Raw genomic sequence first — 26,254 nt, forward strand, 5'->3', positions numbered from 1 at the left:
TTCGGGTATCCCGGAGGTTGGCAAGTTGCTTGAAGGCGGAACGTCGCGTCGGTATGGGGATGCGAATTTCCGTACTGTGCGCGGGTCCGCTCTGGCAAGGGATGAGGACCTTTTGAGCACCAACTTGATGATCGTTGACGAGGACGAGAAAGTCAGGGGCGAATTGCGCCTGGCGATGGAGGACGAAGGCTACGACGTTGCCGAGGCGCAAGAGGCCGAGGACGCACTGTCCTATCTGCGTAGCAAAGGTGCACCGGATGTGATGATCGTCGAGTTGATGCTCGGCGATATGGACGGATTCGATTGCATCCGGGAGATCCGCCGCGAACACGACGTGCCGATCATCGTGATCAGTTCCCGGGACAACACCCATGATGTGGTAGCCGCGCTGGAAGCCGGCGCCGACGATTTCGTCACCAAGCCGTTCGAGATCAAGGAGATCTCCGCCCGTATGCGTGCGCTGCGCCGCCGGGCCAGGTTGACCGCCGAGCGGGACGCACCCAAGGAGATCGTGCTCGACGCGCACCCCGAGGCGCCTTTGGTCCTTGCGCCCGATTCCGGTGCGGTCCGGCGGGGGAAAGAGGAGATTCACCTCACCATCACCGAGTTCCGGCTGCTGTGCGAGCTCGCCGAGACGCCGGGACGGGTGCTGTCGCGCGCGTTGTTGCTCGAACGCGTCTGGGACGACGGCTTTTTCGGCGACGAACGCATCGTGGATGTGCACATCCGCCGCCTCCGCACCAAGATCGAGCGCGATCCTTCCCACGCCCGCATCGTGGTTACCGTGCGCGGCCTGGGATACCGGTTGGATCTGCAAACCTGACCCGCCGCCGTTGCGGCGGACGCCGGGATCCGGGGCACATACCGCGATCCCGTCCTGCGCCGAGATGACGGGGATCTTACGAAATGTTTTGTGCTGAGGTTTATTTCGTTATGCCCTTTTACCAGGCGTTGTGATCTCTTCGTAATACAACCGCAAAGAGTTCGACAAGATCACCGCAAAGTTCAGTCGTAAGGCTGTGTAAGTACTGCAGACCCGAAGAGGGAGATGTATGTCCACCCCAACCTTGCCCACGCTCGACGACGGCATCGACCATTTCGAGCGACCTGGTGAACAGTCGCGAACGGCGGCCGAAATCGACCGGCTCGCCGCACCGGTTATGCGCGCTCCGCGCGTCGGCGACGCCGCGCAGATCTGGCGAATCGCCAAGGATTCGCAAGTGCTCGACACCAATTCGAGCTACGCCTACCTGCTGTGGTGTCGCGATTTCACCGGTACCTCGGTGGTTGCCGAGGTCGACGGCCGAGTCGTGGGATTCGTCATCGGCTACCTGCGGCCGGAATCGCCCGACACGGTATTCGTGTGGCAGGTGGCGGTCGAGCAGGCCCAGCAGGGCCTCGGCACCGGCACCGCATTGATTCAGCACTTGCTCGACACCGTTGCTCCCCACGGGGTTTCGGTGCTGGAGACGACCATCGCGCCGGACAACCCGGGTTCCATCGCGATGTTCAGCTCGGTGGCGCGTCGTCGTGGTGCGCAGATCACCAAGTCTCCGATGTTCGATCCGGAGTTGTTCCCGGACAGCCACGAAGCCGAAGACCTGTATCGCATCGCCCCTATCGAGATCGCCCCTATCAAGCCGGAGGCCGACAAGTGATCACCGCTGAAACCACCATCTTCGAAGAGCTGGAATCGAATGTCCGTGGCTACTGCCGCTCCTGGCCCACGGTGTTCACCACCGCCAAGGGCAGCTGGCTGCGCGACGAGGACGGCAAGGACTACCTGGACTTCTTCGCGGGCGCCGGTGCGCTGAACTACGGCCACAACAACGACGTGCTCAAGCAGCCGTTGCTGGACTACATCGCCGGTGACGGCATCACCCACGGCCTGGACATGTCCACCGCGGCCAAGCGCAAGTTGCTCGAGACCATGCGCGACACCATCCTGCGGCCGCGCGACCTGGACTACAAGGTGCAGTTCCCCGGCCCGACCGGTGCGAACGCGGTCGAAGCGGCGTTGAAGCTGGCCCGCAAGGTCACCGGCCGCGAGACGGTGCTCAGCTTCACCAACGCCTTCCACGGCATGACGCTCGGTGCGCTGTCGGTCACCGGTAATGCGGCCAAGCGCGCGGGTGCCGGCGTGCCGCTGGTGCATGCCGCCCACATGCCCTACGACGGCTACTTCGACAACACCACCCAGGATTTCCAGTGGATGGAGCGGGTGCTCGACGACTCCTCCTCCGGCTTCGACCGTCCCGCCGCGGTGATCGTGGAGACCGTGCAGGGTGAGGGCGGCGTCAATGTCGCGCGCCCGGAATGGCTGCGGCACCTGGCCGGGCTGTGCGCGGCGCGGGAGATCCTGCTGATCGTCGACGATGTGCAGATGGGCTGCGGGCGCACCGGCCCGTTCTTCTCCTTCGAGGTCGCGGGCATCACCCCGGACATCGTGACGCTGTCCAAGTCGATCGGCGGTTACGGCCTGCCGATGGCGCTGGTGCTGTTCAAGCCCGAGCACGACGTGTGGTCGCCGGGCGAGCACAACGGCACCTTCCGCGGCAACAACCCGGCCTTCATCACGGCCGAGGCGGCGCTGTCGCACTACTGGGCCGATGACGCCCTGCAGCAGTCCACCGAAGCCAAGGGGGTGCGGATCGGCGAGGCGCTGGGCCAGGTCGCCGACTACTTCCCGGGTCTGTCCACCCGCGGTCGCGGTCTGGTGCAGGGCATCGCCTTCGACGATCCGTCCCAGGCCGGCAAGGTCACCCAGGTCGCTTTCGAACGCGGGCTGCTGGTGGAGACCTCCGGCTCCAGCGACGAGGTCGTGAAATTGCTGCCGCCGCTGACCATCACCGACGAGGAACTCGACCTCGGCCTGCACCTGCTCACCGGTGCCATCGACACGGTGTGCACCGGCTGGCAGCGCCTGCATCACCTGGACAAGGGAGGCAATCAGTGATCGTCCGCACCACCGAGGAGATCACCGGCACCGATCGCGATGTCGCCGACGAGGGCTGGCGCAGCAAGCGCATCATCCTCGGCGGTGACGGGGTCGGGTTCTCCTTTCACGAGACCACCATCGAGGCCGGCACCACGCATGTCTTCCACTACCAGAATCACGTGGAGGCGGTGTGGTTGATCGAGGGCGAGGGCACGCTCACCGATCTCGACAACAACGTCACCTACCCGCTCGGCCCGGGTTCGATGTATCTGCTGGACGGACACGAGAAGCACCGTCTGGAGACTCGCACCCGGATGCGGATGATGTGTGTGTTCAATCCGCCGGTCACCGGGCAGGAGGTCCACGACGAGAACGGCGTCTATCCACTGGTCGCCGTCGCGAGCAACTGAGGGAGGTAGAGCGAATGGTGTTGCAGCATACCGTTGATACGAGTCTGGCCGATCATTACCCGACCCGGACGGGTGAACCGCTCCGGCACCGGGAGCGGGTCGATCCCACGGTGTGGGGGCAGATCGGCACCGAGGCGCTGGCCACATTCGGCACCGACGGATACGCCGTACTCGAAGATCTGCTCAGCCCGGCCGAGGTGGCCGAGTTCAGCGCCGAAATCGCCCGTCTGGCAAACGATCCCGCGCTGGCGGAAGACGATCGGGTGATCCGGGAACGGTCCTCGAATCGGGTCCGGTCGGTGTTCGAAGTGCACAAGCTCAGCGCCGCGGTTGCCGATCTGGTCCGGCAGACCCGGATCTCCGGACCCGCCCGGGAGGTGCTCGGCTCGGAGGTGTACCTGCACCAGACCCGGATCAACTACATGCCCGGGTTCCGCGGCAACGGTTTCTACTGGCATTCCGATTTCGAGACCTGGCATGCCGAGGACGGGATGCCCACGCCGCGGGCGGTGAGCCTGTCGATCGCGCTGACCGACAACTACCCGGTCAACGGCAGCCTGATGGTGATGCCCGGCTCGCACCGCACCTTCGTACCGTGTCAGGGCAGCACGCCGCCCGAGCACTACCGGGAGTCGTTGCAGGAGCAGGAGATCGGCGTGCCGACGCCCTCGGATATCGCGATGCTGGCCGAGCGGCACGGAATCACCCAGTTCACCGGCCGGGCCGGGTCGGCGCTGCTGTTCGACTCCAACATCATGCACGGCTCGTCGAACAACATCACCCCGTTCCCGCGCTCGAACATCTTCCTGGTGTTCAACAGTGTGGAGAACACGCTCGTGGAGCCGTACGCCGCGCCCGGCCGCCGGCCCACCTATATCGCCGCGCGGGATTTCACGCCGGTGTAAGAAACTCCGCTGTTCCGCGTGCGCCTCGGTCGTCGGGGCGAGAGGCGCACGCGGGCAGCGGTTTACGCGTAGATGTCCAGGGTGACGGTGAACGTGGCGAGCCTGCCGGCCAAGCCCAGATCTGTCACCCGCCGTTGCAGATCCGCGCGCACGGACGGGGTCAGCAAGGCCCACACCTCACCCAGCTGTGCCTGCGTATCGGCATCCGCCTCGGCCAGCAAGCGCAACAGGGCCGGCCAGATCCGCGCGTCGGTCGCCGCGCCGGGCACCGCGAGCAGGGTCGGATCGCTCAATTCGGTGATCACCCTGGCGATTCGGTGTTGCGCCTCGAAATCGGTGCGTTCGATCCAGCACAGGAGGCCACGCCAGAGCGCGGGCTCGTCGGCGCCCTCCAGCGCGGCCACGAGCGCCGACATCCGGGGCAGATCGCCGACTATCGGGTTGGCGGCCAAGCTGTCCAGTGCCGACGGGCGCAACTTTCCGACGAAGCGCAACAGTTCCGGCACGGCCTGCGCCTCGATGGCGATGCCGATGAGCTCGGTGATAGCCGCGGCGGAGCCGAATTCGAACATCAGCTCACCGACCGCGCCGACCACGTCGCTGTCACAGCGCGCGAACACCGACAGGGCGGCCAGCTTGAGCTCCGGTGCGCCGTCCAGCACCGTCGCGACCATTTGCGGGATCCTGTGCGAGCGCCCGTGCAGCAGCTGCCGCATGATGCCGCTGAGGTTCTCGCCCGAGTACGCGTAGGCCGCCGACCGGATCAAGCCTTCGTCGTCGGCCACGCCCGCTTCGATCGCTCGAATCAGCGCCGGTGTGGCGTAGGCGAGAAACGGGCCCGCGGTGACGTAGTCGCCGCGCCGCAGCACCTCGTTGGTGATCCGCACTATCGGCTCCGGGGGCGCCACATCGGCGAGTTGCCCGACGGTGTGCGGGTCGAGATACGGGGCGCAATCCGCCGCATATCCGGGCTCCAGCATCCACACGGCATCCGCCGCCTTTTTAGGATATTTCACACCCACCGCACCCGCCGCGCGCCCGGTCATCATAGGCGGAACCAGGCGCTGCACCAACGGAATCGAGATGCTCAGCGGGATGACGGGGACCAGCTTGCTGATCCGTTCGAAGGTCGTCGCGTGCTGGGCGAAAATCACCGCGGCCATGCGCTGTTGCACTTCGTGCAGTGCTTCGGCGCCGAGGTGCTCCAGGTGGGCCAGCCGTTCGGCGGGCACGTGCAGCGTTCGCGCCAGCAGCACCACTTGCGCTTTGGTAACGAGGTCCGTCATCAGCGCAGCCGATTGCCGAACATGATCTTCTTCGCCGGCGTGCGCAGCGGCCAGGGCAGGGTGCCGATCACGCTGTCCACGGCCTCGTTCAGCATGGCCGCCTCGGTCCGGCGCGCCGAGCGGAAGGTCATGAGCAATTCGCGAATTTCCCCGTCGGAGAGCAGGTCCAGGGCGGATAGCGGGCCACCCAGTTCACGTTCCAGTTCGGCTCTGGCGGTCATTGTTCTCCCGTTCTGCGTACCCACGCGAACAACGCTGCGCGCGAAGGTTTCCCGAGCTCTACCCCGAGGCTTTCTCGATCATATTCTGCCGGGATGCACCCAGTGCGGGGGTGATTTGCCCGGCGAAGGGTATTGACAGGGCCGTGGCAAACTTGTGGGAATTTCAGAAACGTGAGTGACTAAAAACTCGACCCATCCGTCCGAACCGCCGAACCGAATAACCGTGGTGCTCGGGACCTCCCCGAGCCGGGCACACGCTCGAACAACAACGGTTCGGAAAGGCTCTCCATGAAAATTCGTGCATTCGGAGTCGGTGTAGCGGTCACCGGCATGCTCACCGCGATGGCCGGGACCGCCCACGCGGACCACGAGATGGTGGTCGTGGCGGGCAAGGCCGGCGAGGCGCCGTCGGCGATCTGCGCGAGCGCGGGCATGCGGCAGGCCGCCTTCAACGCCCAGGACACCGCGGCGCCGCTCAAGCTGTTGCGGTCGGAGAAGGTGGCCAGCGCCTACGTCGGTTCCGTCAACGAAATCCAGGCCGACCTGGTGCTGCGCGACAACGGTGTGGTCGCGCCCTACGTGCGGCAGATCAACGACACCCAGCACGCACTGTGCGCCAAGGCCGACACGCACACACCCCCGGCCGCGGCGACGGGCAACTGAACCGTTCGGTCAGCGAACGACGATGCGTTGCAGCGCGTTCAGGTCTTTCTCCAGCATGCGAAAGAGCCAGTAGACGGCGAGGAAGGCCAACGCGCTGCCCACGCACAACACCCGGATGGCGAGGATCACCGAGCCGATGTCGTCCACCGGGATGAAAGTGGCGCCGGCGACGCCGAGCAATGGAACCGCCGCGGCGATCGCCAAGAAGTAGGTACTGCGGCGGTCGAGTTGCTCGAGCCGGCGCGGGTCGTCGCCCCCGATACCGCCGTGCGGCAGGAACATCGGGTAGAGGCAACGCACCGCGTAGAAGCTCACCAGGAAGTACGGATAGGCCATAGCGATTGCGCCGCAAACGATTTGCGTGATGAAGAAGTGCACGTAGTCGGCAGCGCCGAGTTGGTTTCCGCTCAGCCGCACCGAGAGCGGGACCACGATCCCCGCCAGCGCCCACAGCGCGAAACAGGTCAGCACATTGCGCGTGCCCAATCTCAGTGTGTCCGCGCGCACTTTCGCCAGCGCGGGGGCGTCATAGGATCGGCCGCGCCGCAAACCCCGCGCGGTCGACCACAGGCGCACCAGCAGCAGATTCGTGACGATGAAGCCCACCAGGAAACACAGCCCGTAGGTGGTGAGCGCGATCTGATCGAACCGTTGCTGGGCTTGCGCGTCGAACTTGCCGATGATCAGGGTGCGATTGTGGTGGTAGCTGTACCAGATCGCCAGCGCGTTCGGAATCGCGATGGCACACGCCATGATCGGATGCATCAGCAGCCGGGCACGCAGGCGCGCGCTGTGCGGCGGCGGGTCGACCAGATCGCGAGCCCGCGCGTCCAGGCAGACCTCCAACTGCTGCGCCATTTCCGCGCCATCGGCCCAGCGCTTGTCCGGGTCCGGTTCCAGCGCTCGCGCCAGCGCCCGGCGCAAGGCGGCTGGACAATCGGCGGGCAGATTGTCGTACGGCAGCGTCTCCGGACTGCCCTCGCGCCGCTGCAGCATGCCGTCCAGCGTCGTGCGATCGCCGCCGGTCACACCGTCGTCGGCGAAGGGTTTGGTGCCCGTGAGCAATTCCCAGAGGACTACGGCCAGCGCGAACAGGTCGCTGCGGAGGTCGAGGTCGGCGGCGGTCCCGGGTTTGTCCGGGTGCACGGCCGCCAACTGCTCCGGCGACATGTACGCCAGCGAGCCGCCGAAATACGCGACCGGGCTGTCGCCGGACACATTCCCGCTGAAGCTGATGTTGAAGTCCGCCAGTTTCGGCACGCCCTCGGCGGTCAGCAGCACATTCGCCGGTTTGATATCGCGATGCAGCACCCCTCGGTGATCGGCGTAATCCAGCGCCTCCGCCAGCCGGCGTCCGAGCCAGGCAATGGTTTCCGGCCACGACAGGCGCGCCAGCTCGGCCCGCGCCGGTGACTCCCCGGGGCGGATCTCGCCCTTGTCGGCCAGAACACCGTCGACGACTTCGAGCAGCAGCGCACCGCAGCGTTGCGCGGGTACAGTCCGGCGCACCCGCTCCAGCACACTGAACAGCGTCCCGCCGGGCACATACTGCATGTACAGCAGCCGAAGCTTGCGCTCTTCCAGAATCCGCTGATCGAAGACCCGCACGATGTAGTCGTGATCCAACTGCGCCAGCGTCTGTGGCTCGGAGCTCTTGTCCTGCGAGATCTTCACCGCCACCAGCCGCTGCATGGACCGCTGCCGGGCCAAGAACACCCGCGCGAACGCACCCCGGCCCAGTCCGGTCATCAGGTCGAAGTCATCGATCCGCTGTCCGGCTTCGATGTCGTCGAGGCATGCGGGCTCGGTCGCCACCGACATCAGCGTGCTGTGGTAGTCGTCGGTGGCCAGCATCTCCGAAAGCTGTTCGGCCTGAGCGGGATAGGTAGCGGTGTACTCCGCCGCGTCCACTTCGTGACCGGCCTGCTTCCGAACGTGGAACTCCTCGTAGATCAAATCCGGCGGCAACGGCCAGCTGCTGAGTTCCGGCAATTCCGCCGCATAATCGGACAGTCGCTTGGGCTGCCCCCGGCGCCACCGGTTGGCCAAGTCGACCTTAATCAACTCGATCAGGGAAACCCGGCGGATACCGGGTGAATCCGGCAAGAACTCCGGCAGCCGCGGCGGTTGGTCGTGCTCCCGCCATGCCTGCGCGAACCGCTCGACCACCTCGGCCACTCCGGTACCGGGCGAACGGCCGGCTGCGACCGTCGCCCCCGAAACCACCGGAGCCGGATGCGCCATCTGCGCATCGTAACGCCGCCCGCCGACACCGGACGCCCAACCGCGCAGCGGAAACGACAGCGGTGACGAAAACGGGCTATCGGGGCGGCTGATACTGCTGTGCCGGGGGTTGCGGCGGCACCGGGTGACCCCATTGACCCTGCGGTGGCATCACGGGCTGTCCCCATGGCGCGGGCGATCCCGTCGGCCGGCCCGCCACCGCACCGGACCGCATCGCGTTCATCGCCCCGACCAGCGCGAGGATCAGCGCCGCCAGGCCGACGAAAGCGCCGAGGAGGGTAACGAGGAACTCCACCGAGCCCACGCCGAACCACTCCCCGTAGGCCATCACCCGATCGAACTCGTAGGAGAACACCATGCCCGCCACCGCTGCGCCCAACGCCGGAACCACTGGTTTCTTGACGCCGATCAACAGCAGAATCGCGGTGACCACGCCCGCGAGGGTGGTGAGATGCACCGGTACGACCACCAGGAAGGTGCTGAAACGCAGCGGAGTCGCCCAGAGAAATGTCCCGGACCCGGTAAGGATCGCGGCGACCAGCAGAGCCACCCCCGCCACCCGGCCGACCGCTGACCCCGGCTGATTCGCCTGCGGCGGGAATCCGGCGGGCTGACCGTAGGGCGTCGGATAACCGCCCGCGCCCTGCGGTTGTCCCGGAAACGGTTGACTCGTGCCTTGCGGTTGTCCCGGAAACGGTTGACTCGTGCCTTGCGGTTGTCCCGGAAACGGTTGACTCGTGCCTTGCGGTTGACCCGGAAACGGTTGACTCGTGCCTTGCAGCTGCCCCGGAAACGGCTGACTGGCCCCCTGCGGCTGCCCCGGAAACGGCTGACTCGTGCCCTGCGGCTGTCCCGCAAACGGCTGACCCGCACTCGGATTCGAATCCGCCCCCGAATACTGATCACCCGACTGCGCGCCGCTTTGATATGGATTGGGCGACATCGACGGCTGCCCCGCTTCTTGCGATCCGTGCCGAATCCCCGGCTGCGGATAAGCCTGTCCAGCATGCTGATACGCATCTTGCGCGCCCTGGCCGGTCGCCTGCTCCGAACTGGGGTCAGTCACGGAAGAGTCCTCCCCGGCGGCTGGATCCACCGCCCCTGTAGTTGGTCCAGCCAGCACCCTAAGCCAATTCGCCTTGTCTCGCCCGTCCACCCGGCACGGGCACGGCGGAAGCGAACGCCAGGCCACTCGAGTCGGCTGCCGCGCATGAGTCCCTGGTGGGGCGACGGCCGCACACGCCTCTCCAGCGAGAGTGCGTGTGCGGCAATCTGATTCGTGTCTACCGAAGGGTGTGGAAAAGGCTCAGCCACTGGTGGGGTGTCACGAGTCCTACCGGCTGATCGCGGGGGACGCCCGCGTTCGCGCAGGCTTCGCGGACGGTGCCGGGTGGGAAGGCTTGGGTCAGGGAGGCGGCGAGGGAGCCGCCGATGCCGGAGAAGCCGAGGTCTACCAGGCGGCGGTAGGCGGGGAGTGCGGTGTGGGGGAGTAGGGGTTCGGGGTGGGGGCGAAGGTGCAGGACCGCCGCGTCGACCTGGGGGACGGGGTGGAACCGGTGGCGGCTGACGCGTGGGCCCAATTCCAGTGCGACAGTGGGCCAATGGGTGATGGCGAGTTTGGTCCAGCGGCCGTAGTCGCCGGTGTGTTTACGTGCGAATTCCGCTTGCACCAGCAGGGTTGCGGAGGTCAGGTGGCGGGCGGACAGGCACCAGCGGACGATGTCGGTAGTGCCGGCGAAGGGGATGTTCGCCACCACGGCGAAGGGTTCGTGTGGTGCGGAGACGGCTCGGAAGTCACTGTGGTAGCAGTGGATTCGCTTGTCGTCGGCGTATCTGCGGCGTAGACGTGCGGCGTAGTGGCCGTCGATCTCGTAGGCGAGCACGCGGCCTGCCACGTCGAGTAACCGGCGGGTCAGCATGCCGTCGCCGGGACCGATCTCGACCACGAGGTCGGAGGGGCCGATTCCGGATGAGCGCACCAGCAGGCGGGCGGTGTCCGCGGTGGTGAGGAAATTCTGGGACAGCCGCTTGCGGCGGCTCGCGTGGGTGCTGCGGGCACGCGGAAGGGAGCGATTGCGGGACATGGGTGTCCTCCGGACGGAGTGGTCGAATCAGGGATCAGTGATTCGCCCGGACCCATGCCAGGGCACGGTGAGACCGACGAGCGGTCGGTAAGGAATCCGATCAGCGCCGAGGGATCAACGGCGCGCGCTGTCTAGCGCGTGATCGGGAGCTCACGGTGCGCCGGCGGAGTCCAGGCCTCCGCGCGCAGCCGGATGTAGAACGCGCCGACAGCGCACGCTCCGTTCATGCCTGGACCACCCATGCCGGACAACATACCGGCCGTCTCGTCCGCTGGAAAATGGTTTATCGCCGCAGCGGGCGGGCATTGTCGACGAAGATCAACAGCAAATCGGTAGCAAGCCACCCGCGCCCCGATGCCGGGGTAAGTCCCTGGAGGCCCGAATGCGTACCAGTCGTAAACCTGGTCTATCTGCTCTGATGCGGTGGGTTGCGCCCGCCGGACTCGCCGTCGCGATGGTCGTCGCCCCGCTCACGCTGCCAGTCGCCCAGGCCGACACCGATTACGGCGGCGGGTGTGTCCTGTACGACGGCGACCGCGCGGCAACCGTCGATTCGCTGCGATTCCGCTGCAATCCGGCACAGCAGGACGCCATCTTCCGCGATGCGTCACCCGGCGCCGTCCCGATGGGTGTGAAGAACGGCTGGGTGATCCGGCCGATCGACATGCGGGCCTGGACCCCGGCGGTCTGGATCGGCAAAACGTTCTACACCGGTCCCGACGGCGGCCGCGTGCTGAACCGGATCACCGCGGCCGGAATCGAGGGCTGGCCCGCGGACGTGTATCGCGGCCCGGCGCTGCTCGACGGCGGCCCGTCCTGGGTGCTCGACTATCGCCCCTCGCCGAGCCCGCAGCTGTACGACGAGATCCGCGAGATCACACCCGGAGTGTGGTTCGGCTATTCGTGGTCGCGGGAGGCGGCGGGCCCGGCTCAGTTGCTGAGTTTCGCCCTCGCCTGAACGAAACTCCGTCGACCCCGGCGGCGGGGTACGGCAGACTGCGCGGGTGAGCATGCGTTCGGTCGAGGAGTTGGTCGCGTTCCTCCACGAGGGAGGAACAGTGAAGTACCTGAAGTTCTGGGGCCACCGGCCGCAGCGGGACGGCAGTGCCGGTCCCGGCGCGCTGAGTCAATGGTGGCCCGTCGAATTCGTCGTCGACGGGAAGACGTTTCGCAGTGCCGAGCACTACATGATGTGGCGTAAGGCGCTGTTGTTCGACGATGTGGAGACCGCCGAACGGGTACTTGTGGCCGGACATCCGAGCCAGGCGAAAAGCCTCGGCCGACAGGTCCGCGATTTCGATGAATCCGCATGGAACGCCGCGCGATTCGACATCGTGGTGGCGGGCAGTGTCGCCAAGTTCGGGCAGCATCCCGAGCTGCGGGACTATCTGCTGCGCACCGGGGAGCGCGTGCTGGTGGAGGCCAGTCCGGTAGACCGCATCTGGGGTATCGGACTGGCGGCCGACGATCCGCGCAGCGATGAGCCGAACCGCTGGCGCGGCTCGAACCTGCTCGGGTTCGCGCTGATGGCCGCTCGCGACGAACTACGTGCTCACACCGACTGATCGATGTCCTCGGCCGCACTCGCCCGCCACCTCCGCGCTTCGGCGTAATTGCCTTGCCGGTCGAGTAGTTCCGCGAGTCCCGCCATGGCGCGCGGCTCGCGGCGCTCGGCGGCGGTGCGCCACCAGCGTTCCGCGTCGTTCACATCGCCGCGCCGGAAGCGCACCACTCCGAGGTCGTAGGCGGCCGCGGCATGTCCGGCTTCGGCCGCTTGCGCCCACAGACCGCAGGCCTGGTCCTCTTCGCCGCGGCTGTACATGGCGACTCCGAGGTCATAGAGGGCGCCGCGCATGCTGGTGTCGGGATCCTTGTCCCGTCGCGCGCCCGCCTGCCATTCGGTGTCACCGGTGTGTCCCGGGATCTCCTCGGTAGCCCAGGCCGGTGCGGACTCGTATGCCTTCGGCTGCGCGGCGGGTGACCAGTCGCCGGACGTACTTGCAGACTGTGCGACTTCGCTCGGGCTGAATCGATCTCGTGGCTCGGCCACCGCCGGTGGTGCGGTCGGCCAGGAGATCGAGGGGTCCGGCAGTCGCTCGCTGACGGGCCGACGTGGTGCCGGGTCTGTGCGCCCGAAGTCTGCCTGCGGCGAGGGCGCCTGCGGCTGACCACTGCCAGCGTTCCCGGCCGGGGTTTGCACCGGCCGCTCGTTTCCGAACCAGTCTCGGTTCGTGGTTACCGGCGCGGGTTCACCCGGATGCTTTTGCGGCTCCGGCTGCCATCCGGGCTGGGCGCGGTCGCTGAATTGGTCCGGCCCGAAGCGTGACTGCCAGTCGGCGCCGAAACCGTTCGGAGTGGCGATCGGCGGTGGGCCGGGCTCGGCGGGGCGGCTGGGCGGGTGGACGGGCATCCCGTAACCGGCGAACGGCTCCGGCTCCGCGGCAGTGGGTGCCGCGGACCGATCTCGCTGGGCGGCAACCGAAGCCGAGTTCCCAGGGTGGTCGGCGTACCACGTCTGGTCGCCCGTCAGCGCGGGCATGCGCTGGACCGGTGTCGCTCTCTCCTCGGTGCGCCTGGCCGGGTCGGCGGCGTACGCGCCCGCCGGCGTGGTGCGCGGGTCCGTCAAGCCGTTGGCGGCGAACCATTCCGGCGAGCCGATCGCGGGTGCGACGGGCTGGGCTGCGACGGGCTGGGGTGTGAGTGGTTGGGGTGCGACGGGCTGGGGTGCGAGTGGCTGGGGTGCGGGCGGTGGGGCTGCGACGGGCGGGGTTGCGAGTGGCTGGGCTGCGCCGGGCTGAGCTGCGGGCGGCTGGGCTGCGACGGGCGCGGGTGCGAACGATTCGGGTTCCGCCTCGGCGATGATTTCCCCGGCCGTTTCGAACCACTGCTGCGACACCGGGATCGGCGCGGCCGACCCGGCGACCTGCGCGCCCGGTTTACCGGACGGTTCCGGGCTCGGCTCGGCCGCGAACCAAGTGCGCGGTCCCGCCGTGACGGACGTGTCGAGCCCGATGACGAGGTTCGCGAAGTTGGGCGGCCCTTCGCCGACACTGCACCACAGCACCATCCGGCCGTCGGGGGAGGTTTCGATCACGATGCCGTAGTTGCCCATGAACGATTTCTGCGTGCCGTTCTCGTCGACCCATACCGGCGTCAGCGTGAACATCGCCTGCGGACTGGTGGGCGTCAGGTCGAAGGTGACGCCACCGGAGAGCACATCGCTCCACACGTCGACACCGCCGAGTTGGCGGCCTTCGATGCCGAGATATCCGTCGGTGACCGACAAGCCGATGCCGTGCCCGCGCAGTCCGGCCGGCGGTGCGGCCGAGATCGTGTACATGGTGAGCGTGGTGGGCGCGGGGCCGAACTGCTCGGAGTACATGGGATAGACCAGGCTGCCGTGCCACCGGATGGGGTCGGCGGAGTGGTAGCGCGCGCCTAGCGGTAGCTGGTCGGCCGGATTCTGGGCAGGCAGGTGCGAATACGGCTCGTACATCGGTAGCGCTCCGCCTTTCCAGGATGATCATCGCCATGTCTGCGCTGTGCGGCGCGGTACACCGTACTCGCTGACGGACGACTCGCCGATGTGTCTCGGCGAGTCGTCGGAGGGTCGCGAAAAAGAGACGTCTTCGCTTGTTCTGGAATGGTTTTCGAACGTGAACGCGCGGTTGGGTACGAGCGCCGCTGACCGGAGGAGGGCCCGGAATGTATCTGTAACCGTCGGTTACAGATAACTGTTCTTCGCGGAAATCGAGGAGAGTGGCCGAACGGCCGGGCACCGGGGGATGGTGCGTGATTTCCTTACCCTACCTGGTGCGCGCGCAATGCGCAGAGCGAGGGGTGTCGTCAAACACCCACCGCTTCTTCCATCTCCTCCTCGGCTGCTGTTTCCCGCCGCGCGGGCGCTGGTGAGGCAGGTGTGTTCCCGCGCTCGTATCGGGCCGCGACCACCAGCAGCACCAGCCCGCCGACCAGCCACAGCACCAGACTCCCCAGCCGTCCGCCGAGTCCCGCGCCGCCGTCGAAATACAGCAGGCTGCGCGCGCCCTCCACGAATCCGGCGCCGTTCCAGAACGAGTGCAGCGCACCGAAGAAGCCGTTCTGTAGCTCGGGACGGTAGATGCCGCCGGAGGAGGTGAAGTTGAGCATTACGAACAGCACCATCAGCACGAGTGTGGTCCACCGCTTCAGGAAGGTGTGCAGGCCGATGCCGACAAGCACGATGCCCGCCGAATACAGCCACGACATACCCCAGATCGCGGCGTAACCATGATCGATGACGCCGAACACCGGCCCGGCCACCGCGAGTCCGATCACGCTGACCGCCAGCGAGGTCGCCACCCCGATCAGCGCGCGCACGCGCATGCTCAGGCCCGCGCCGGCCGCGCCGATGGCCGCGACGCTGCCGTAGGAGCCGACGCTCAGCGCGACGAGCAAGAAGAAGATGCCTTGCCCCGTGGGGTCGCCGGGTGCGGTGGGCGCGATGTCGGTCACCGTCAGCGGCACGCCCTGCCGGCCGGCCACCTGTTTGAAGACCACCTCTACCGCCATCGCGGTGGTATCCGAACTGCCTTTGGCGACAAGCAATTCCGGGTGCCGGGCGTCGGGAACATAGGCGCCCGCCAGATTCCGGTCCCGCAGCCGGTCGATCGCGGCGTCGCGGTCGGGCAGGGTCAGCACTTCGAGCCCGTCGCCTGCCTTGTCCTTCAGGGTTTGCGCCAGCACCATCTCCTGCGGCGCGGTCCCGACCACCGCCACCTCCAGATGATGCGGCTCGGGCTGATGAAACGCGCCCAGGTAGGCCAGGGCCATGCCCAGGCACATGAGCAGCGGGGTGAGTAGATGCGCGGCCACATGGCGCAGCTGTGCGGCGGAGGTCTTCAAGGATCAACTCCCAATGGTTGGTAAATGCAACTATGCCTTTAGTTGTATCCTACAACCATGCCAACCGAGCTGCCACGCAGGGACGCCATCCAGGTCATCCAGCGGGAACTCACCGCCTTCGCCCGGCGCGCCCGCGGCCGCGCCGCCGAGTTGCATCCGGAGCTCTCGCTGGTCGCGGCCAGCATTTTGGATTTGCTCATCGAGCGTGACGGATGCCAGGCCAGTGAGGTGGCCGAACACTTCCTGCTCGACAAGTCGACGGTGAGCAGGCAGGTCGCGGCGCTGGAGAGCCTGGGCTATCTGGCTCGGGAAGTCGATCCCGCCAATCGCCGGAACCTGCGACTGCATCCGACCGCGGAGGGCCGCCGCGTCGCCGGCGAGGCCGAGGCGGCTCGGCGGGCCGCGTTTGCCGAGCGTTTCAAGGACTGGCCGGATGCCGACCTGGGTCGTCTCGCGAAGTACCTGGTCCGCTACAACAGCACCCCCTGACCAAACCGCTCCAGACCAACCAAGCACTTGCTACCCTTCGGCGATGATCCCCACTGTGGTATGGGGCACCGGTAATATGGGGCGTGCGGCCATTCGCGCGATCGCCGCCCACCCGGAGCTCGAATTGGCTGGCGTACTGGTGCACAACCCCGACAAAGTCGGGCGTGACGCGGGTTCGCTCGCGGGGCTCGACTACGAGCTGGGTATCGCGGCCACCGCCGATATCGACGGCACGCTCGCCGCTCGACCGCGCGCCCTGGTCTACGCGGCCTCCGGCGATATCCGGCCCGACGACGCGCTCGCCGACATCGTCAAAGCCATCGCGGCGGGCGCCGTGGTCGTCACGCCCGCGCTGTACGCGCTCTACGATCCGCGCGGCGCCGCACCGGAATTCCGGCAGCCGGTGCTCGACGCGATCGCCGCCGGCGGCGGCTCGCTGTTCGTCTCCGGCGTCGATCCCGGCTGGGGCAACGATGTGCTGCCGCTGCTGATCAGCGGACTCGCCGGCACCGTGGACGTGGTCCGCTGCCAGGAGATCTTCGACTACACCACCTACGACCAGCCTGATTCGGTGCGCTGGCTCGTCGGCATGGGCCAGCCGATGGAGTACGAGCCGCCGATGCTCGCCCCGACCGTGCCGACCATGGTGTGGGGCGGCCAGGTTCGGCTGCTGGCCCGCGGTCTCGGCGTCGAACTCGACGAGATCCGCGAGACCGTGGACCGCCGCGCCCTGGACGCGACCGTGACCACCGAGCGGATGGGCGACTTCGAGGCCGGCACCCAGGGCGCGATCCGGTTCGAAGTGCAGGGCATCGTCGAGGGCGAACCGCGCATCATCATCGAACATGTCACCCGTATCCACCCCGACTGTGCCCGGGACTGGCCGCTGCCGCCCGACGGCGACGGCGCACACCGGGTGATCATCGAGGGCCGCCCGCGCATCGAGGTCAGCATCGAGGCGACCGACGAGGGCGGCAATCGCTCGGCGGGCGGAAACGCCACCGCCGCAGGGCGTTTGGTGAACGCCATCAGCTGGCTCACCCAGGCCGAACCCGGTCTCTACGACGCACTCGACGTGCCGCTCACCCCAGCGGTCGGCAAACTCGGAAGGAAGAACCCGTGATCATCGATGTCCCCGAGGGCAAGGACCCCATCGGCTATGTGTGGGGTGAAATGGTGCCGGGTATCGGCATCGCCGCCTCTGGTTTCTCGCTCGCGGTCTACCAGCATTCCACGCTCGGTCTGCGCGAATTCGAGGCCGCGCGGCTGCGGATCGCCCAGATCAACGGCTGCGTCTTCTGCCTGGACTGGCGGACCGAACGCGACGGGCAGAAGGTCGAAGAAGCGTTCGCGGACGCGGTAACCGACTGGCGCACAACCGATCTCTTCGACGACCGGACCCGCCTGGCGGCCGAATACGCCGAACGCTACGCCGTCGATCACCACAATCTCGACGACGAGTTCTGGCAGCGGATGTTCGCGCACTACACCCAGGCCGAGGTGGTCGAGCTGTCCATGAGCATCGGCTCCTGGCTCGCCTTCGGCCGCCTCAACCACGTGCTGGGTCTCGACGTCGCCTGCGTGCTGCCGGGGCACTGAATCCTCACTTGGCGTGCGGCGTCGGGCCCTCTACCGGTGTCTCGCCGACATTGCGCTTCGGTCCGGTGAACCAGCGCCGGGCCGAAGCGAACCACCAGATCCCGATGGCGCCGACCACGGCGACCAGGGTGAGCGGGGCGTAATTGACCACGGTCCAAGTGAATTCGTCGTGCCACGGATAGCCGCGATCGTCGGTGGGCAGGATGAACAGCACGCTGATCAAGGCGATCCAGATCAGGGCGACAATGCCGATGGGCCGATACCAGGGGCCGAGTTGCCAAGGGCCGGTGCGGAATCGGCTGCCGTGCCGCTGGCGCAGCAGAATTGGTATGCCGTAGGCGATATAGAGGCCGATGGTCGCGACCGAGGTGGCGGCGGCATAGGCGGTGGGCGCGTTCGCCGCGGGCACCAGCATGGACGGGATCAGCAGCACGAACGCGAAGAAGGAAATGAACAGCACCGCGTTCACCGGCACCTTGCGTGCCGACAGTTTCGACCACAGCGCCGAGCCGGGCACCGCGCCGTCCCGCGCGAACGCGAACAACATGCGGGAAGCCGAGGTCACCGAGGCGTAGCCGCAGAACAATTGGGCCGCCGCGGCGATGATCAGCAGAGTCCCGGACCAGAAGGAATTCAGCGAATTCTCCAGGATGTAGATCACCGGGTAGCCGCTGTTCTTTTCCGGATCCAGCGCGTCGTCGAGATTCGGGATGGCGAAGGTGACCGCCATGATGAGCAGGTAGCCCGCGACAGCCGAGACGATGATGGTGTTGACGATGCCCTTGGCCGCCATCCGCGCGGCATCGTGGGTTTCCTCGCTCATATGCGCGGATGCGTCGTACCCGGTGAACGTGTACTGCGCGTGCAGCAGACCGAGCAGGAAACTGAAGGCGACGCCGCCGAAACCGACGGCGCTGTTGTCCACGGTTTCGGTGAAGACGAATCCGATGCTCTGATGGTGTTGCGCGCCGATTCCGAGAACCAGCACGAACACCGCGACACCGCCCACATGCCACCAGGCCGAAATATTGTTGATCACCGCGGACAGGTGCGGACCGATCGCGTTGAGCACCGCGTGCAGCACCAGGATCACGGCGAAGACCATGAAGATCGCGGTGCGGTCGGTCCCGATCTCGATGCCGATGACATTCAGCACGGAGGTGGTGAAAATGGCCGCGCCGTAATCGATGGCCGCCGTCACCGCAATCTGACCGATGAGATTGAACCAACCGGTGAACCAGCCCCAGACCGGGCCGCCGAGTTCGGACGCCCACCAATACAGGCCGCCGGAAGTCGGGTAGGCCGAGGCCAATTCGGCCATCGCCAGGCCCACGAACAACACCATGATCGAGACCAGCGGCCAGCCCCACGCCATGGTGATCGGGCCGCCGTTGGCCAAGCCGATACCGTAACTGGCGAGGCCGCCGGTCAGGATCGAGACAATGGTGAAACTGATCGCGAAATTGGAGAATCCGGACCAGGATCGGGCCAGTTCCTGTTTGTAGCCGAGTTCGGCGAGCCGGCGTTCGTCATCGGTAGTGCTCATAGATGCTCCCACAGCGAAAACGCTGCCCTCACACAGCGTTTGCAGAAGATCAGTGTGCGTGAAACAACCGTTCGTCGCAGGACAAGTGGCGAAACTCGCCGGATGCTGCGCGCGGACCGCGCCTCGGGCACGACGTAGCGTGACAGATATGAGTGAGCGACTGGTGATCGTCGGCGGAGACGCCACGGGCATGTCGGCGGCCTCGCAGGCCCGCCGGCTGCGCACGTCCGGTGAGCTGGAGATTGTGGTGTTCGAGCGAGGCCGGTTCGCCTCCTACTCGGCCTGCGGCATCCCGTACTGGGTCGCCGGAGACGTACCGGGCCGTGAGGACCTCATCGCGCGCACGCCGGAGGAACACCGGCAGCGCGATATCGATCTGCGGCTGCGCACCGAGGTCACCGAACTCGATATCGACGGCAACAGAGTGCGGGTGCGCGACGCCGACGGCACCGAATCCTGGTGTGGTTACGACAAACTGGTGCTCGCCACCGGCGCGCGGCCGATTCGGCCGGACCTGCCCGGGATCGACGCCGAGGCTGTGCACGGCGTGCAGACGCTGGAGGACGGCCAAGCGCTCATCGACACGCTCGAGCGCACCGCGGGTGAACGGGCGGTGGTGGTCGGCGCGGGCTACATCGGCGTGGAGATGGCCGAGGCGCTGATCAAGCGCGGCTATGCCGTGACCATGATCAACCGCGCGTCCGAGCCGATGTCCACCTTGGACCCCGATATGGGCGCTCTGGTTCGGGACGCCCTGTGCGGCCTGGATATCGAGATCGTGGGTAACGCGGAGGTGACCGAGATCCGCACCGAATCGGGCCGCGCGGCCGCGGTCGTCACCGCGGACGCCGAATACCCGGCCGATGTGGTGATCCTGGGCATCGGTGTACGACCGGAAACCACTCTGGCCGAGGCCGCGGGCCTGCCGCTCGGCGAGCACGGCGGACTACTGACCGATCTGTCGATGCGGGTGCGCGGCCACGACAACGTCTGGGCGGGCGGTGACTGCGTGGAGGTGCTGGACCTGGTATCCGGCCGGAACGTGCACATCGCCCTCGGCACGCACGCCAACAAGCACGGCCAGATCATCGGCGCCGGTGCCGGCGGGGGATACGCGACCTTCCCCGGTGTCGTCGGCACGGCTGTGAGCAAGGTGTGCGATCTCGAGGTCGCGCGAACAGGCTTGCGGGAAAAGGACGCTCGCGCGGCCGGGCTGCAGTTCGTCACCGTCACCATCGAGTCGACCAGCCGCGCGGGCTATTACCCGGACGCCGCGCCGATGACGGTGAAGATGCTCGCCGAACGCCGCACCGGTCGTCTGCTGGGTACCCAAATCGTCGGCCGGGAAGGGGCGGGCAAGCGGGTCGACATCGCCGCCGTAGCCCTCACCGCCCGGATGACCGTCGAGCAGATGACGGCGCTCGACCTCGGCTACGCCCCGCCCTTCTCACCGGTCTGGGATCCGGTGCTGGTCGCAGCCCGCAAAGCCATGGTGGCGGTGGAGCGGAACAGATAAACCGCTGTCACTGCTCAGGATTGCTCAGCGATTCCAGTAGTTCGGTCCGGCCGAACATTTCGGCCGTGTCGCGAGCGGACGGGCTGCCCGCGTCGAGGTCGGCCCCGGCGTTGACGAGCAGTCGAACGACCTCCTTGTCGCCCTTGAACACCGCGCCGGACAGCGGTGTCTGACCGCTGTCGTTGAGCTGGTCGACCTCGGCGCCGCGCATGAGCAGCACCGCGACGGCGTCCCGATGGCCGTGGTAGGCGGCGAGCATGAGAAGGCCGTCGCCACGATCGTTGGTGAGGTTGGCGGGGACTCCGGCGTCCAGGTAGGCGGCGAGGGTGTCGGCATCGCCCTGGCGCGCCAGATCGAAGACCTTGCCCGCCAGCTCGATCACCTTGTCGTCATCAGTGCTCATCAGGCCATTTCATCATGCGCGGTGCCCGGGCCCGGTCAGCGCCGCCGCGACGGTTCCACCCCGACGCAGTGCAGACTGAACCGCTGGTAGGGGCTGGAGTTGCGGAAGTACTGGCCGCTGACCTCCGCGGGGCTCGCGAAGCCGAAGTCGCGCAGCAGTGTGACGGCGAGCTGCGCCGCGGTGTCGGCCGTCTCCGGGCTGGGCGGGAACTCGCTGGTCCAGGCGCCGTACTCGTCCGGTGCGCAGCCGCGGCCGCGCAGTATCTCCGCCGGGCATCCGTCGGGGGAGACCAACACGATCAGTTGGTCCAGGCTCTGCAGGATTTGCAGCCATCGCGGGTCGTCCTCGTGCGAATCCGCCGCGGCCAAGGTGATCACCACGCTGTCCGGTGACGGACTCGAATCACCCACTCCCAGTGCCCGCATCCCGAAATGGATGTCGCGCAACGTCATCGCGAGCGACTCGGCGAGTTCGTCCCAACCGTGCACGAGGCGCCCGCCGAAGTAACAGCCGGCCAGACTGGGATGGTTGTTCTCCCCGATCCAGGTGTAGGGCACTTCGCCGAGACCTTCGCCCCATTCCCAGCTGCGATAATCCCAGCCTTCCCACGCCTGGGTGGCGAACACTCGCACCGTCAGCTCACCGTGGCGGCTGACCTCGAGCTGTTCGGTCGTGGTGGCGCCGCGCCAGCGCACGAACGCGTCGCCGTTACCCCCGTACAGCGACGGCTCGCCCCACACCTCGGTCGCCAGGGCGACGTACTCCCGAAAGCGCTCCGGCGCGATCGTCGCGGCACAGAGGTAGATCTGCATCATTTCGGAATCGCCGCCGTGCCGGCGATCCCAGTTCTGGGTGAGGTACGCACCGCGCACCACCCCGGGTACCGCGGCCGTCTCACAGCGGGGCAGTTGGTCGCGCGACACCGCCCACCCGAGCTTCGCGCAGGCGGCGATCACATCCTCGTGCCGCCAGGTCCCGAAGTCGACGGACTTCAGATCTGTCAGCAGCGTGCGAAACTCATCCCGGCCCAGCCCCGTCATGGCCTGCACGCTACCGGCGGGCACCGACAGGAATCAGTGCTCGGTAGCCTGGCGGATGCGCCGGAGATCCGCCACGAACGCCTCGTAGGCGACATCGCGATCCGGGGCGCGCAGCACCGAGGACGGGTGCACGGTCGCGGCCACGGCGTAGTCGTCGGTGGAAATCACTTGCCCGCGTTGCTCACTCACCTTGAACGAGGGCCCCAGCACGGCTTTCGCCGCCACCGCGCCCAGGCACACCACCAGTTCGGGCCGCACGACCGCGAGTTCCGCGTTCAACCACGCCGAACACGCCACCACCTCGGTTCGCCCGGGTTGCTTGTGGATTCGCCGCTTGCCGCGCTCCTCGAACTTGAAGTGTTTCACCGCGTTGGTCAGGTACACCTGCGTCCGGTCGATGCCGGCTTCGGTCAAGGCCTTGTCCAGCAGGCGCCCCGCCGGGCCGACGAACGGATGGCCCTGACGGTCTTCCTGGTCGCCGGGTTGCTCGCCGATCAGCACGACCGAGGCGTTCTGCGGTCCCTCACCGAACACGGTCTGCGTGGCGTGTTTGTACAGATCACAGCCGTGACAGTCACAGGCCGCTTCCCGCAAGGTGGTCAGGTCCGCGCTGTCGGGCACGAATGCCGCTGCGCCAGAACGTGTCTCGACACCCATCCGCCGCCTCCTGCGCAAGTGAACAGCTACATTTGCCGCCTACCCACCTTCCGGTCCGGCGAAACGCCCGTCTTGCGCCCTGCCCGGTGGCGCGTGGCTCAGCCCCGGCATCCTTCCAGGGTGGCGTTGGCCAGTTCCGCCACCACATCCTCCACGTTCCCCCGTAGGCGGAACGCGTTGCGCTGGCGGATCGCGCCGTTGCCGCGTTTGAGGACCGCGGCGACGGTGTCCGATACGAAGGTGCGGTCGCCGAGTTCGTCCAGAGCGGGGGAGACGTAGTCGACCAGTTCCATGAGCAGCTCGCGGGCGGGCAGGATACGGCCGTCCACCGGCGCCACCACATCCCCGTCGAGCCCGGTGCGCGCCGCCTTCCAATAGGCGGCGCGCAAGACGTCGGCGGTGACCGGCGGCGCGGTGTTGCCCTCCGCCAGCGACATGCGCGCGCGCAGCACCGTCGCCCGGACCAACGCGGCCAGCAGCGCTGTCTCCTCGATGGTGGCGGGCACGTCGCTGACCCGGATCTCCACGGTCGGCCACTGGATCGACGGGCGGACGTCCCAATAGACCATCTTCTCGTCGAGCATGATTCCGCTCGACAGCATCATCGCCACCATCGAGTCGTACTCGTCGGCGGAGTGGAAGTACGGGGGCGGCCCGGCGCTGGGCCAGCGTCGCCACAGAATGCTGCGCCAGCTGGCATATCCGGTTTCCACCCCGCGATAGATCGCCGAATTCGCGGTCAACGCCAGGAACAGGGGCAGCCACGGCCGCAGATAATTGCTCACCTGTACCGCGGTTTCCCGATCCGGCACCGCCACGTGCACATGACAGCCGCACAGACCCTGCTCCTGGGCGAGCATGCCGAAACCCTCGGCGATCCGCTGATAGCGGGGCGTGTCGGTGACCGGGAAACGGCCGGGGACGGTCGGCGGGATCGCCACCGCGAGCAACTGCGCGCCGTTCATATCGGCGCACAAGGCCACGCCGCGCCGCAGTCGGCGCAACTGGCCGAGCAACTCGGCGGTCGTGGTGTGCACGTCGGTGCTGGTCTCGACTTGGCAGCGAGTGAGCTCGAGCTGCAGGTCGATGCCCCATTCCTTGGCGGTTCGGGCGACCGCCTCGTTCTTCGCGGTTGGCGCGCCTGTCTCCGGATCGGCGAGCAGGAACTCCTCTTCAACCCCGACAGTCGACGAGACCGCGTCCATCCACCAAGATTACGCCGCGCGACCCATCCGACGAGCGTCTTTGCCGTCCCGTGCCCGGCCCACGATCGAATTTCATTCGTGCACAGAGTATTCTGCGGCACCGCCGAACCGCACGGTCAATCCCTGCTCCGGTCGCCCCGGCATGCGAGACTTGCGGGCGTGAGCGGGCTCAGCGAAGCATTCAGCAGCGGTAAGACAGACAGTCGGCCGGACCGCGGCGAGGTCATCGGCCGCGGCGTGGTGTGGCTGGCCAAGTGGGCACTGTGCATCGTGGCGATAGCGGCGGGCGCGTGGGTGCTCGGATATTTGATCGCCAAGCTGTGGGTGGTGATCTTGCCGGTGCTGCTGGCCATCGTCGTCGCCACCGTGCTGTGGCCGCCGACGGGCTGGCTGATGAAAAAGGGCTGGCCGCCGGCTGCCGCGGCCTCCGCATCGCTGCTCGGGTTCATCGGCGTCCTGGCCGGCATCATCGCGCTGATCGTGCCCTCGGTCGTCGATCAGGCGCCCGACCTCGCCGACAAAGCCACCGAAGGCATCGACCGAGTCCGCAATTGGTTGCAGGGCCCGCCGCTGCGGGTCCGTGACGAACAGCTCGACTCCGCCGTCGAGGCCGTCACCGGCCGGCTGAAGTCCAGCGCCGAACAGATCGCCTCCGGCGTGTTCAGCGGCGTCACCACCGCCACCTCCGTCCTGGTGACCCTGTTCCTCGTGCTGGTGCTGGCCTTCTTCTTCATCAAAGACGGACCGCGCTTCCTGCCGTGGCTGCACCAGGTCACCGGCAGCCGCTGCGGCACGCACCTGGAGCAGGTACTGGCCCGGGTCTGGGTCACCCTCGGCGGTTTCATCCGCACCCAGGCGCTGGTCAGTTTGATCGACGCCGTCTTCATCGGCGCGGGCCTGGTGATCCTCGGCGTCCCGCTGGCGATGGTGCTGGCCGTGCTCACCTTCCTCGGCGGCTTCATCCCCATCGTCGGCGCGTTCGTAGCGGGCGCGCTGGCGGTGCTGGTCGCCCTGGTCGCCAACGGCGTCACCACGGCGCTGATCGTGCTCGGCATCATCATCGCCGTGCAGCAGCTGGAAGGCAATGTGCTGCAACCGGTTCTGCAATCGCGCAGCATGAAACTGCACGCCGTCATCGTCCTGCTCGCGATCACCGCGGGCGGTTCGCTCTACGGTATCGTCGGCGCGTTCCTCGCCGTCCCCGTGGCCGCGGTCGCGGTGGTGACCATCCGCTACATCGGCGAACAGATCGATTTGATCACCGGCGAGACCACCGAGGCCGGTGATCCCGAAGAGGTGGACGCCACGGCACCCGACTCCGACCACAGCACCGACGTCGTCCGCGGCGCGAAAGATCCCGAGCCGGAGAAGTAGCGCGCTAGCCGAGTGCCGGACCGCCCAGATAGCGGGCGCTGAACCGGCGCAGGATCTCCATCGGGACCGTGATCGACTCCTTGTGCCCGAGTTCGGTCAGGTAGTCCGCCTCGTCCGGATCGAAATAGCCCGCGTGCCGGTAGGTTTCGATCCGCAGCGCGAGACCGTTGCCGTCCAGTTCCGGATGGAACTGGGTGGCGTAGACGTGCTCCCGGACACGGACCATCTGGACCGGGCATCCGGCGGAACCCGCGAGCAGCACCGCCTCGGGCGGAACCTCCTGGCAGGCTTCCTTGTGGCCGACGAAAGCCCGGAACGAGCGGGGCAGGCCCTGGGTCAGCGGATCTTCGGCGGCGGCGTCGTTCAATTCGATCGTTTGCGCACCCGGCGGTTCGCTGAAGCGCTCGGTACCGACCTTGCCGCCCAGTACCTCCGCCAGCATCCCCAATCCATAGCAGGCGCCCAGATAGGGCAGATCCCGCTCGACGATCTCGGTGACGAGCACGCGCAGCTTGGGCTCGAATTCGCGTTGGTAGTCGTACTTTTGGTCGTCCGCGTTGCTGATATTGCTCGGGCCGCCGCCGACGATGACCGCGGCGTAGTCGTCGAGATCCAGATCGGGCAGGCCCTGATCCATTCGGATCCGGACCACCTGCTCCCGCTCCAGCTCGGCAGCACGCAGGATGGCGAAGTACTCGTCGTCGGACGCGGAGTGCTCGGGACGCAGCTGCAGCAGCAGGCAGGGTTTCGGCATGGCTTCGATTGTGGAAGATCGCGGTGCTCGGTGGGG

The 26,254-nt window shown here is 67.1% G+C and carries 26 protein-coding genes; 13 read left to right on the forward strand and 13 right to left on the reverse strand.

Annotated features, from left to right (window positions below):
* The first annotated feature begins 112 nt into the window (after positions 1 to 112).
* The 5 genes from BJ987_RS22810 (at position 113) to thpD (ending at position 4,253) form a co-directional block, all read left to right on the forward strand.
* Positions 113 to 823: a response regulator transcription factor gene (locus BJ987_RS22810; protein ID WP_209893688.1), complete on the forward strand. Its 711-nt coding sequence runs from the start codon at positions 113 to 115 to the stop codon at positions 821 to 823.
* Positions 824 to 1,160: 337 nt separating this feature from the next.
* Positions 1,161 to 1,658 (forward strand): diaminobutyrate acetyltransferase, encoded by a 498-nt coding sequence (gene ectA, locus BJ987_RS22815; RefSeq protein ID WP_245367391.1) that lies wholly within the window; start codon positions 1,161 to 1,163, stop codon positions 1,656 to 1,658.
* Complete coding sequence (ectB, locus tag BJ987_RS22820) at positions 1,655 to 2,956, forward strand: diaminobutyrate--2-oxoglutarate transaminase (protein ID WP_209893691.1); 1,302 nt, start codon at positions 1,655 to 1,657, stop codon at positions 2,954 to 2,956. The genes ectA and ectB overlap by 4 nt, the downstream gene beginning before the upstream one ends.
* Positions 2,953 to 3,348, forward strand: coding sequence for an ectoine synthase (locus tag BJ987_RS22825; RefSeq protein ID WP_209893693.1), 396 nt, complete (start codon positions 2,953 to 2,955; stop codon positions 3,346 to 3,348). Before ectB ends, BJ987_RS22825 begins: the two co-directional genes overlap by 4 nt.
* A gap of 14 nt (positions 3,349 to 3,362) precedes the next feature.
* Positions 3,363 to 4,253: an ectoine hydroxylase gene (gene thpD / locus BJ987_RS22830; protein WP_209893695.1), complete on the forward strand. Its 891-nt coding sequence runs from the start codon at positions 3,363 to 3,365 to the stop codon at positions 4,251 to 4,253.
* A 62-nt stretch (positions 4,254 to 4,315) separates the two neighbouring features.
* Here the strand turns inward: thpD and BJ987_RS22835 are convergent, their stop codons facing one another.
* Together BJ987_RS22835 and BJ987_RS22840 are read right to left on the reverse strand one after the other, a co-directional pair.
* On the reverse strand, positions 4,316 to 5,539 hold the full coding sequence (locus BJ987_RS22835; protein ID WP_209893697.1) for a hypothetical protein: 1,224 nt from the start codon (positions 5,537 to 5,539) through the stop codon (positions 4,316 to 4,318).
* Positions 5,539 to 5,760 carry a hypothetical protein gene (locus tag BJ987_RS22840; protein ID WP_209893700.1) on the reverse strand — a complete coding sequence of 74 codons (222 nt, stop codon included), beginning with the start codon at positions 5,758 to 5,760 and terminating at the stop codon, positions 5,539 to 5,541. Before BJ987_RS22840 ends, BJ987_RS22835 begins: the two co-directional genes overlap by 1 nt.
* Before the next feature lie 288 nt (positions 5,761 to 6,048).
* Here BJ987_RS22840 and BJ987_RS22845 point away from each other — a divergent pair, with 288 nt between their 5' ends.
* Positions 6,049 to 6,423: a hypothetical protein gene (locus BJ987_RS22845; RefSeq protein WP_209893702.1), complete on the forward strand. Its 375-nt coding sequence runs from the start codon at positions 6,049 to 6,051 to the stop codon at positions 6,421 to 6,423.
* 9 nt (positions 6,424 to 6,432) lie between these two features.
* On the opposite strand, the gene BJ987_RS22850 is transcribed toward BJ987_RS22845, so the two are convergent.
* The 3 genes from BJ987_RS22850 to erm form a co-directional block, all read right to left on the reverse strand.
* The gene (locus tag BJ987_RS22850; RefSeq protein ID WP_209893704.1) at positions 6,433 to 8,667 is read right to left on the reverse strand and encodes a serine/threonine-protein kinase; all 2,235 of its coding nucleotides are present in this window, start codon (positions 8,665 to 8,667) and stop codon (positions 6,433 to 6,435) included.
* Positions 8,668 to 8,743: 76 nt separating this feature from the next.
* Entirely contained in the window at positions 8,744 to 9,217 is a 474-nt protein-coding gene (locus BJ987_RS22855) for a hypothetical protein (RefSeq protein WP_209893707.1), read from the reverse strand.
* Positions 9,218 to 9,950: 733 nt separating this feature from the next.
* A complete protein-coding gene (gene erm, locus BJ987_RS22860; RefSeq protein ID WP_209893710.1) occupies positions 9,951 to 10,751 on the reverse strand; it encodes a 23S ribosomal RNA methyltransferase Erm in 801 nt (266 codons plus the stop codon).
* A gap of 418 nt (positions 10,752 to 11,169) precedes the next feature.
* Between erm and BJ987_RS22865 the strand changes: the two genes are divergently transcribed.
* Both BJ987_RS22865 and ybiA read left to right on the forward strand, forming a co-directional pair.
* Positions 11,170 to 11,709 (forward strand): hypothetical protein, encoded by a 540-nt coding sequence (locus BJ987_RS22865; protein WP_209893712.1) that lies wholly within the window; start codon positions 11,170 to 11,172, stop codon positions 11,707 to 11,709.
* A 52-nt stretch (positions 11,710 to 11,761) separates the two neighbouring features.
* Entirely contained in the window at positions 11,762 to 12,316 is a 555-nt protein-coding gene (gene ybiA, locus BJ987_RS22870; RefSeq protein WP_245367394.1) for a riboflavin biosynthesis intermediates N-glycosidase, read from the forward strand.
* On the opposite strand, the gene BJ987_RS22875 is transcribed toward ybiA, so the two are convergent.
* Complete coding sequence (locus tag BJ987_RS22875) at positions 12,304 to 14,247, reverse strand: tetratricopeptide repeat protein (RefSeq protein ID WP_209893718.1); 1,944 nt, start codon at positions 14,245 to 14,247, stop codon at positions 12,304 to 12,306. The two genes, ybiA and BJ987_RS22875, sit on opposite strands and share 13 nt — an antisense overlap.
* A gap of 350 nt (positions 14,248 to 14,597) precedes the next feature.
* On the reverse strand, positions 14,598 to 15,635 hold the full coding sequence (locus BJ987_RS22880) for a hypothetical protein (protein ID WP_209893721.1): 1,038 nt from the start codon (positions 15,633 to 15,635) through the stop codon (positions 14,598 to 14,600).
* 57 nt (positions 15,636 to 15,692) lie between these two features.
* On the opposite strand from BJ987_RS22880, the gene BJ987_RS22885 reads away from it, so the two are divergent.
* Genes BJ987_RS22885 through BJ987_RS22895 form a run of 3 tightly spaced genes read left to right on the forward strand, consistent with a single transcriptional unit; the run spans position 15,693 to position 17,723 of the window.
* Entirely contained in the window at positions 15,693 to 16,124 is a 432-nt protein-coding gene (locus BJ987_RS22885; RefSeq protein WP_209893724.1) for a MarR family winged helix-turn-helix transcriptional regulator, read from the forward strand.
* Positions 16,125 to 16,167: 43 nt separating this feature from the next.
* Entirely contained in the window at positions 16,168 to 17,247 is a 1,080-nt protein-coding gene (locus BJ987_RS22890) for an NAD(P)H-dependent amine dehydrogenase family protein (RefSeq protein WP_209893727.1), read from the forward strand.
* Entirely contained in the window at positions 17,244 to 17,723 is a 480-nt protein-coding gene (locus BJ987_RS22895) for a carboxymuconolactone decarboxylase family protein (protein WP_209893730.1), read from the forward strand. Before BJ987_RS22890 ends, BJ987_RS22895 begins: the two co-directional genes overlap by 4 nt.
* A gap of 4 nt (positions 17,724 to 17,727) precedes the next feature.
* Here the strand turns inward: BJ987_RS22895 and BJ987_RS22900 are convergent, their stop codons facing one another.
* Entirely contained in the window at positions 17,728 to 19,269 is a 1,542-nt protein-coding gene (locus tag BJ987_RS22900; RefSeq protein ID WP_209893733.1) for an amino acid permease, read from the reverse strand.
* Between the two features lie 148 nt (positions 19,270 to 19,417).
* Here BJ987_RS22900 and BJ987_RS22905 point away from each other — a divergent pair, with 148 nt between their 5' ends.
* Positions 19,418 to 20,785, forward strand: coding sequence for an FAD-dependent oxidoreductase (locus BJ987_RS22905; protein WP_209893737.1), 1,368 nt, complete (start codon positions 19,418 to 19,420; stop codon positions 20,783 to 20,785).
* Positions 20,786 to 20,792: 7 nt separating this feature from the next.
* Here BJ987_RS22905 and BJ987_RS22910 read toward each other — a convergent pair whose 3' ends face one another.
* The 4 genes from BJ987_RS22910 to BJ987_RS22925 form a co-directional block, all read right to left on the reverse strand.
* The gene (locus BJ987_RS22910; RefSeq protein ID WP_209893740.1) at positions 20,793 to 21,188 is read right to left on the reverse strand and encodes an ankyrin repeat domain-containing protein; all 396 of its coding nucleotides are present in this window, start codon (positions 21,186 to 21,188) and stop codon (positions 20,793 to 20,795) included.
* A gap of 35 nt (positions 21,189 to 21,223) precedes the next feature.
* Complete coding sequence (locus BJ987_RS22915) at positions 21,224 to 22,228, reverse strand: hypothetical protein (RefSeq protein WP_209893744.1); 1,005 nt, start codon at positions 22,226 to 22,228, stop codon at positions 21,224 to 21,226.
* A gap of 33 nt (positions 22,229 to 22,261) precedes the next feature.
* The gene (locus BJ987_RS22920; protein WP_209893745.1) at positions 22,262 to 22,885 is read right to left on the reverse strand and encodes a UdgX family uracil-DNA binding protein; all 624 of its coding nucleotides are present in this window, start codon (positions 22,883 to 22,885) and stop codon (positions 22,262 to 22,264) included.
* 98 nt (positions 22,886 to 22,983) lie between these two features.
* Positions 22,984 to 24,090, reverse strand: coding sequence for a glutamate--cysteine ligase 2 (locus BJ987_RS22925; RefSeq protein ID WP_209893748.1), 1,107 nt, complete (start codon positions 24,088 to 24,090; stop codon positions 22,984 to 22,986).
* Positions 24,091 to 24,249: 159 nt separating this feature from the next.
* Here BJ987_RS22925 and BJ987_RS22930 point away from each other — a divergent pair, with 159 nt between their 5' ends.
* Entirely contained in the window at positions 24,250 to 25,464 is a 1,215-nt protein-coding gene (locus BJ987_RS22930) for an AI-2E family transporter (RefSeq protein ID WP_209893751.1), read from the forward strand.
* Positions 25,465 to 25,468: 4 nt separating this feature from the next.
* Here the strand turns inward: BJ987_RS22930 and BJ987_RS22935 are convergent, their stop codons facing one another.
* Positions 25,469 to 26,218, reverse strand: coding sequence for a glutamine amidotransferase (locus BJ987_RS22935; protein ID WP_209893754.1), 750 nt, complete (start codon positions 26,216 to 26,218; stop codon positions 25,469 to 25,471).
* Positions 26,219 to 26,254 lie beyond the last annotated feature (36 nt).

This window comes from Nocardia goodfellowii (assembly GCF_017875645.1).
Lineage (GTDB): Bacteria > Actinomycetota > Actinomycetes > Mycobacteriales > Mycobacteriaceae > Nocardia > Nocardia goodfellowii.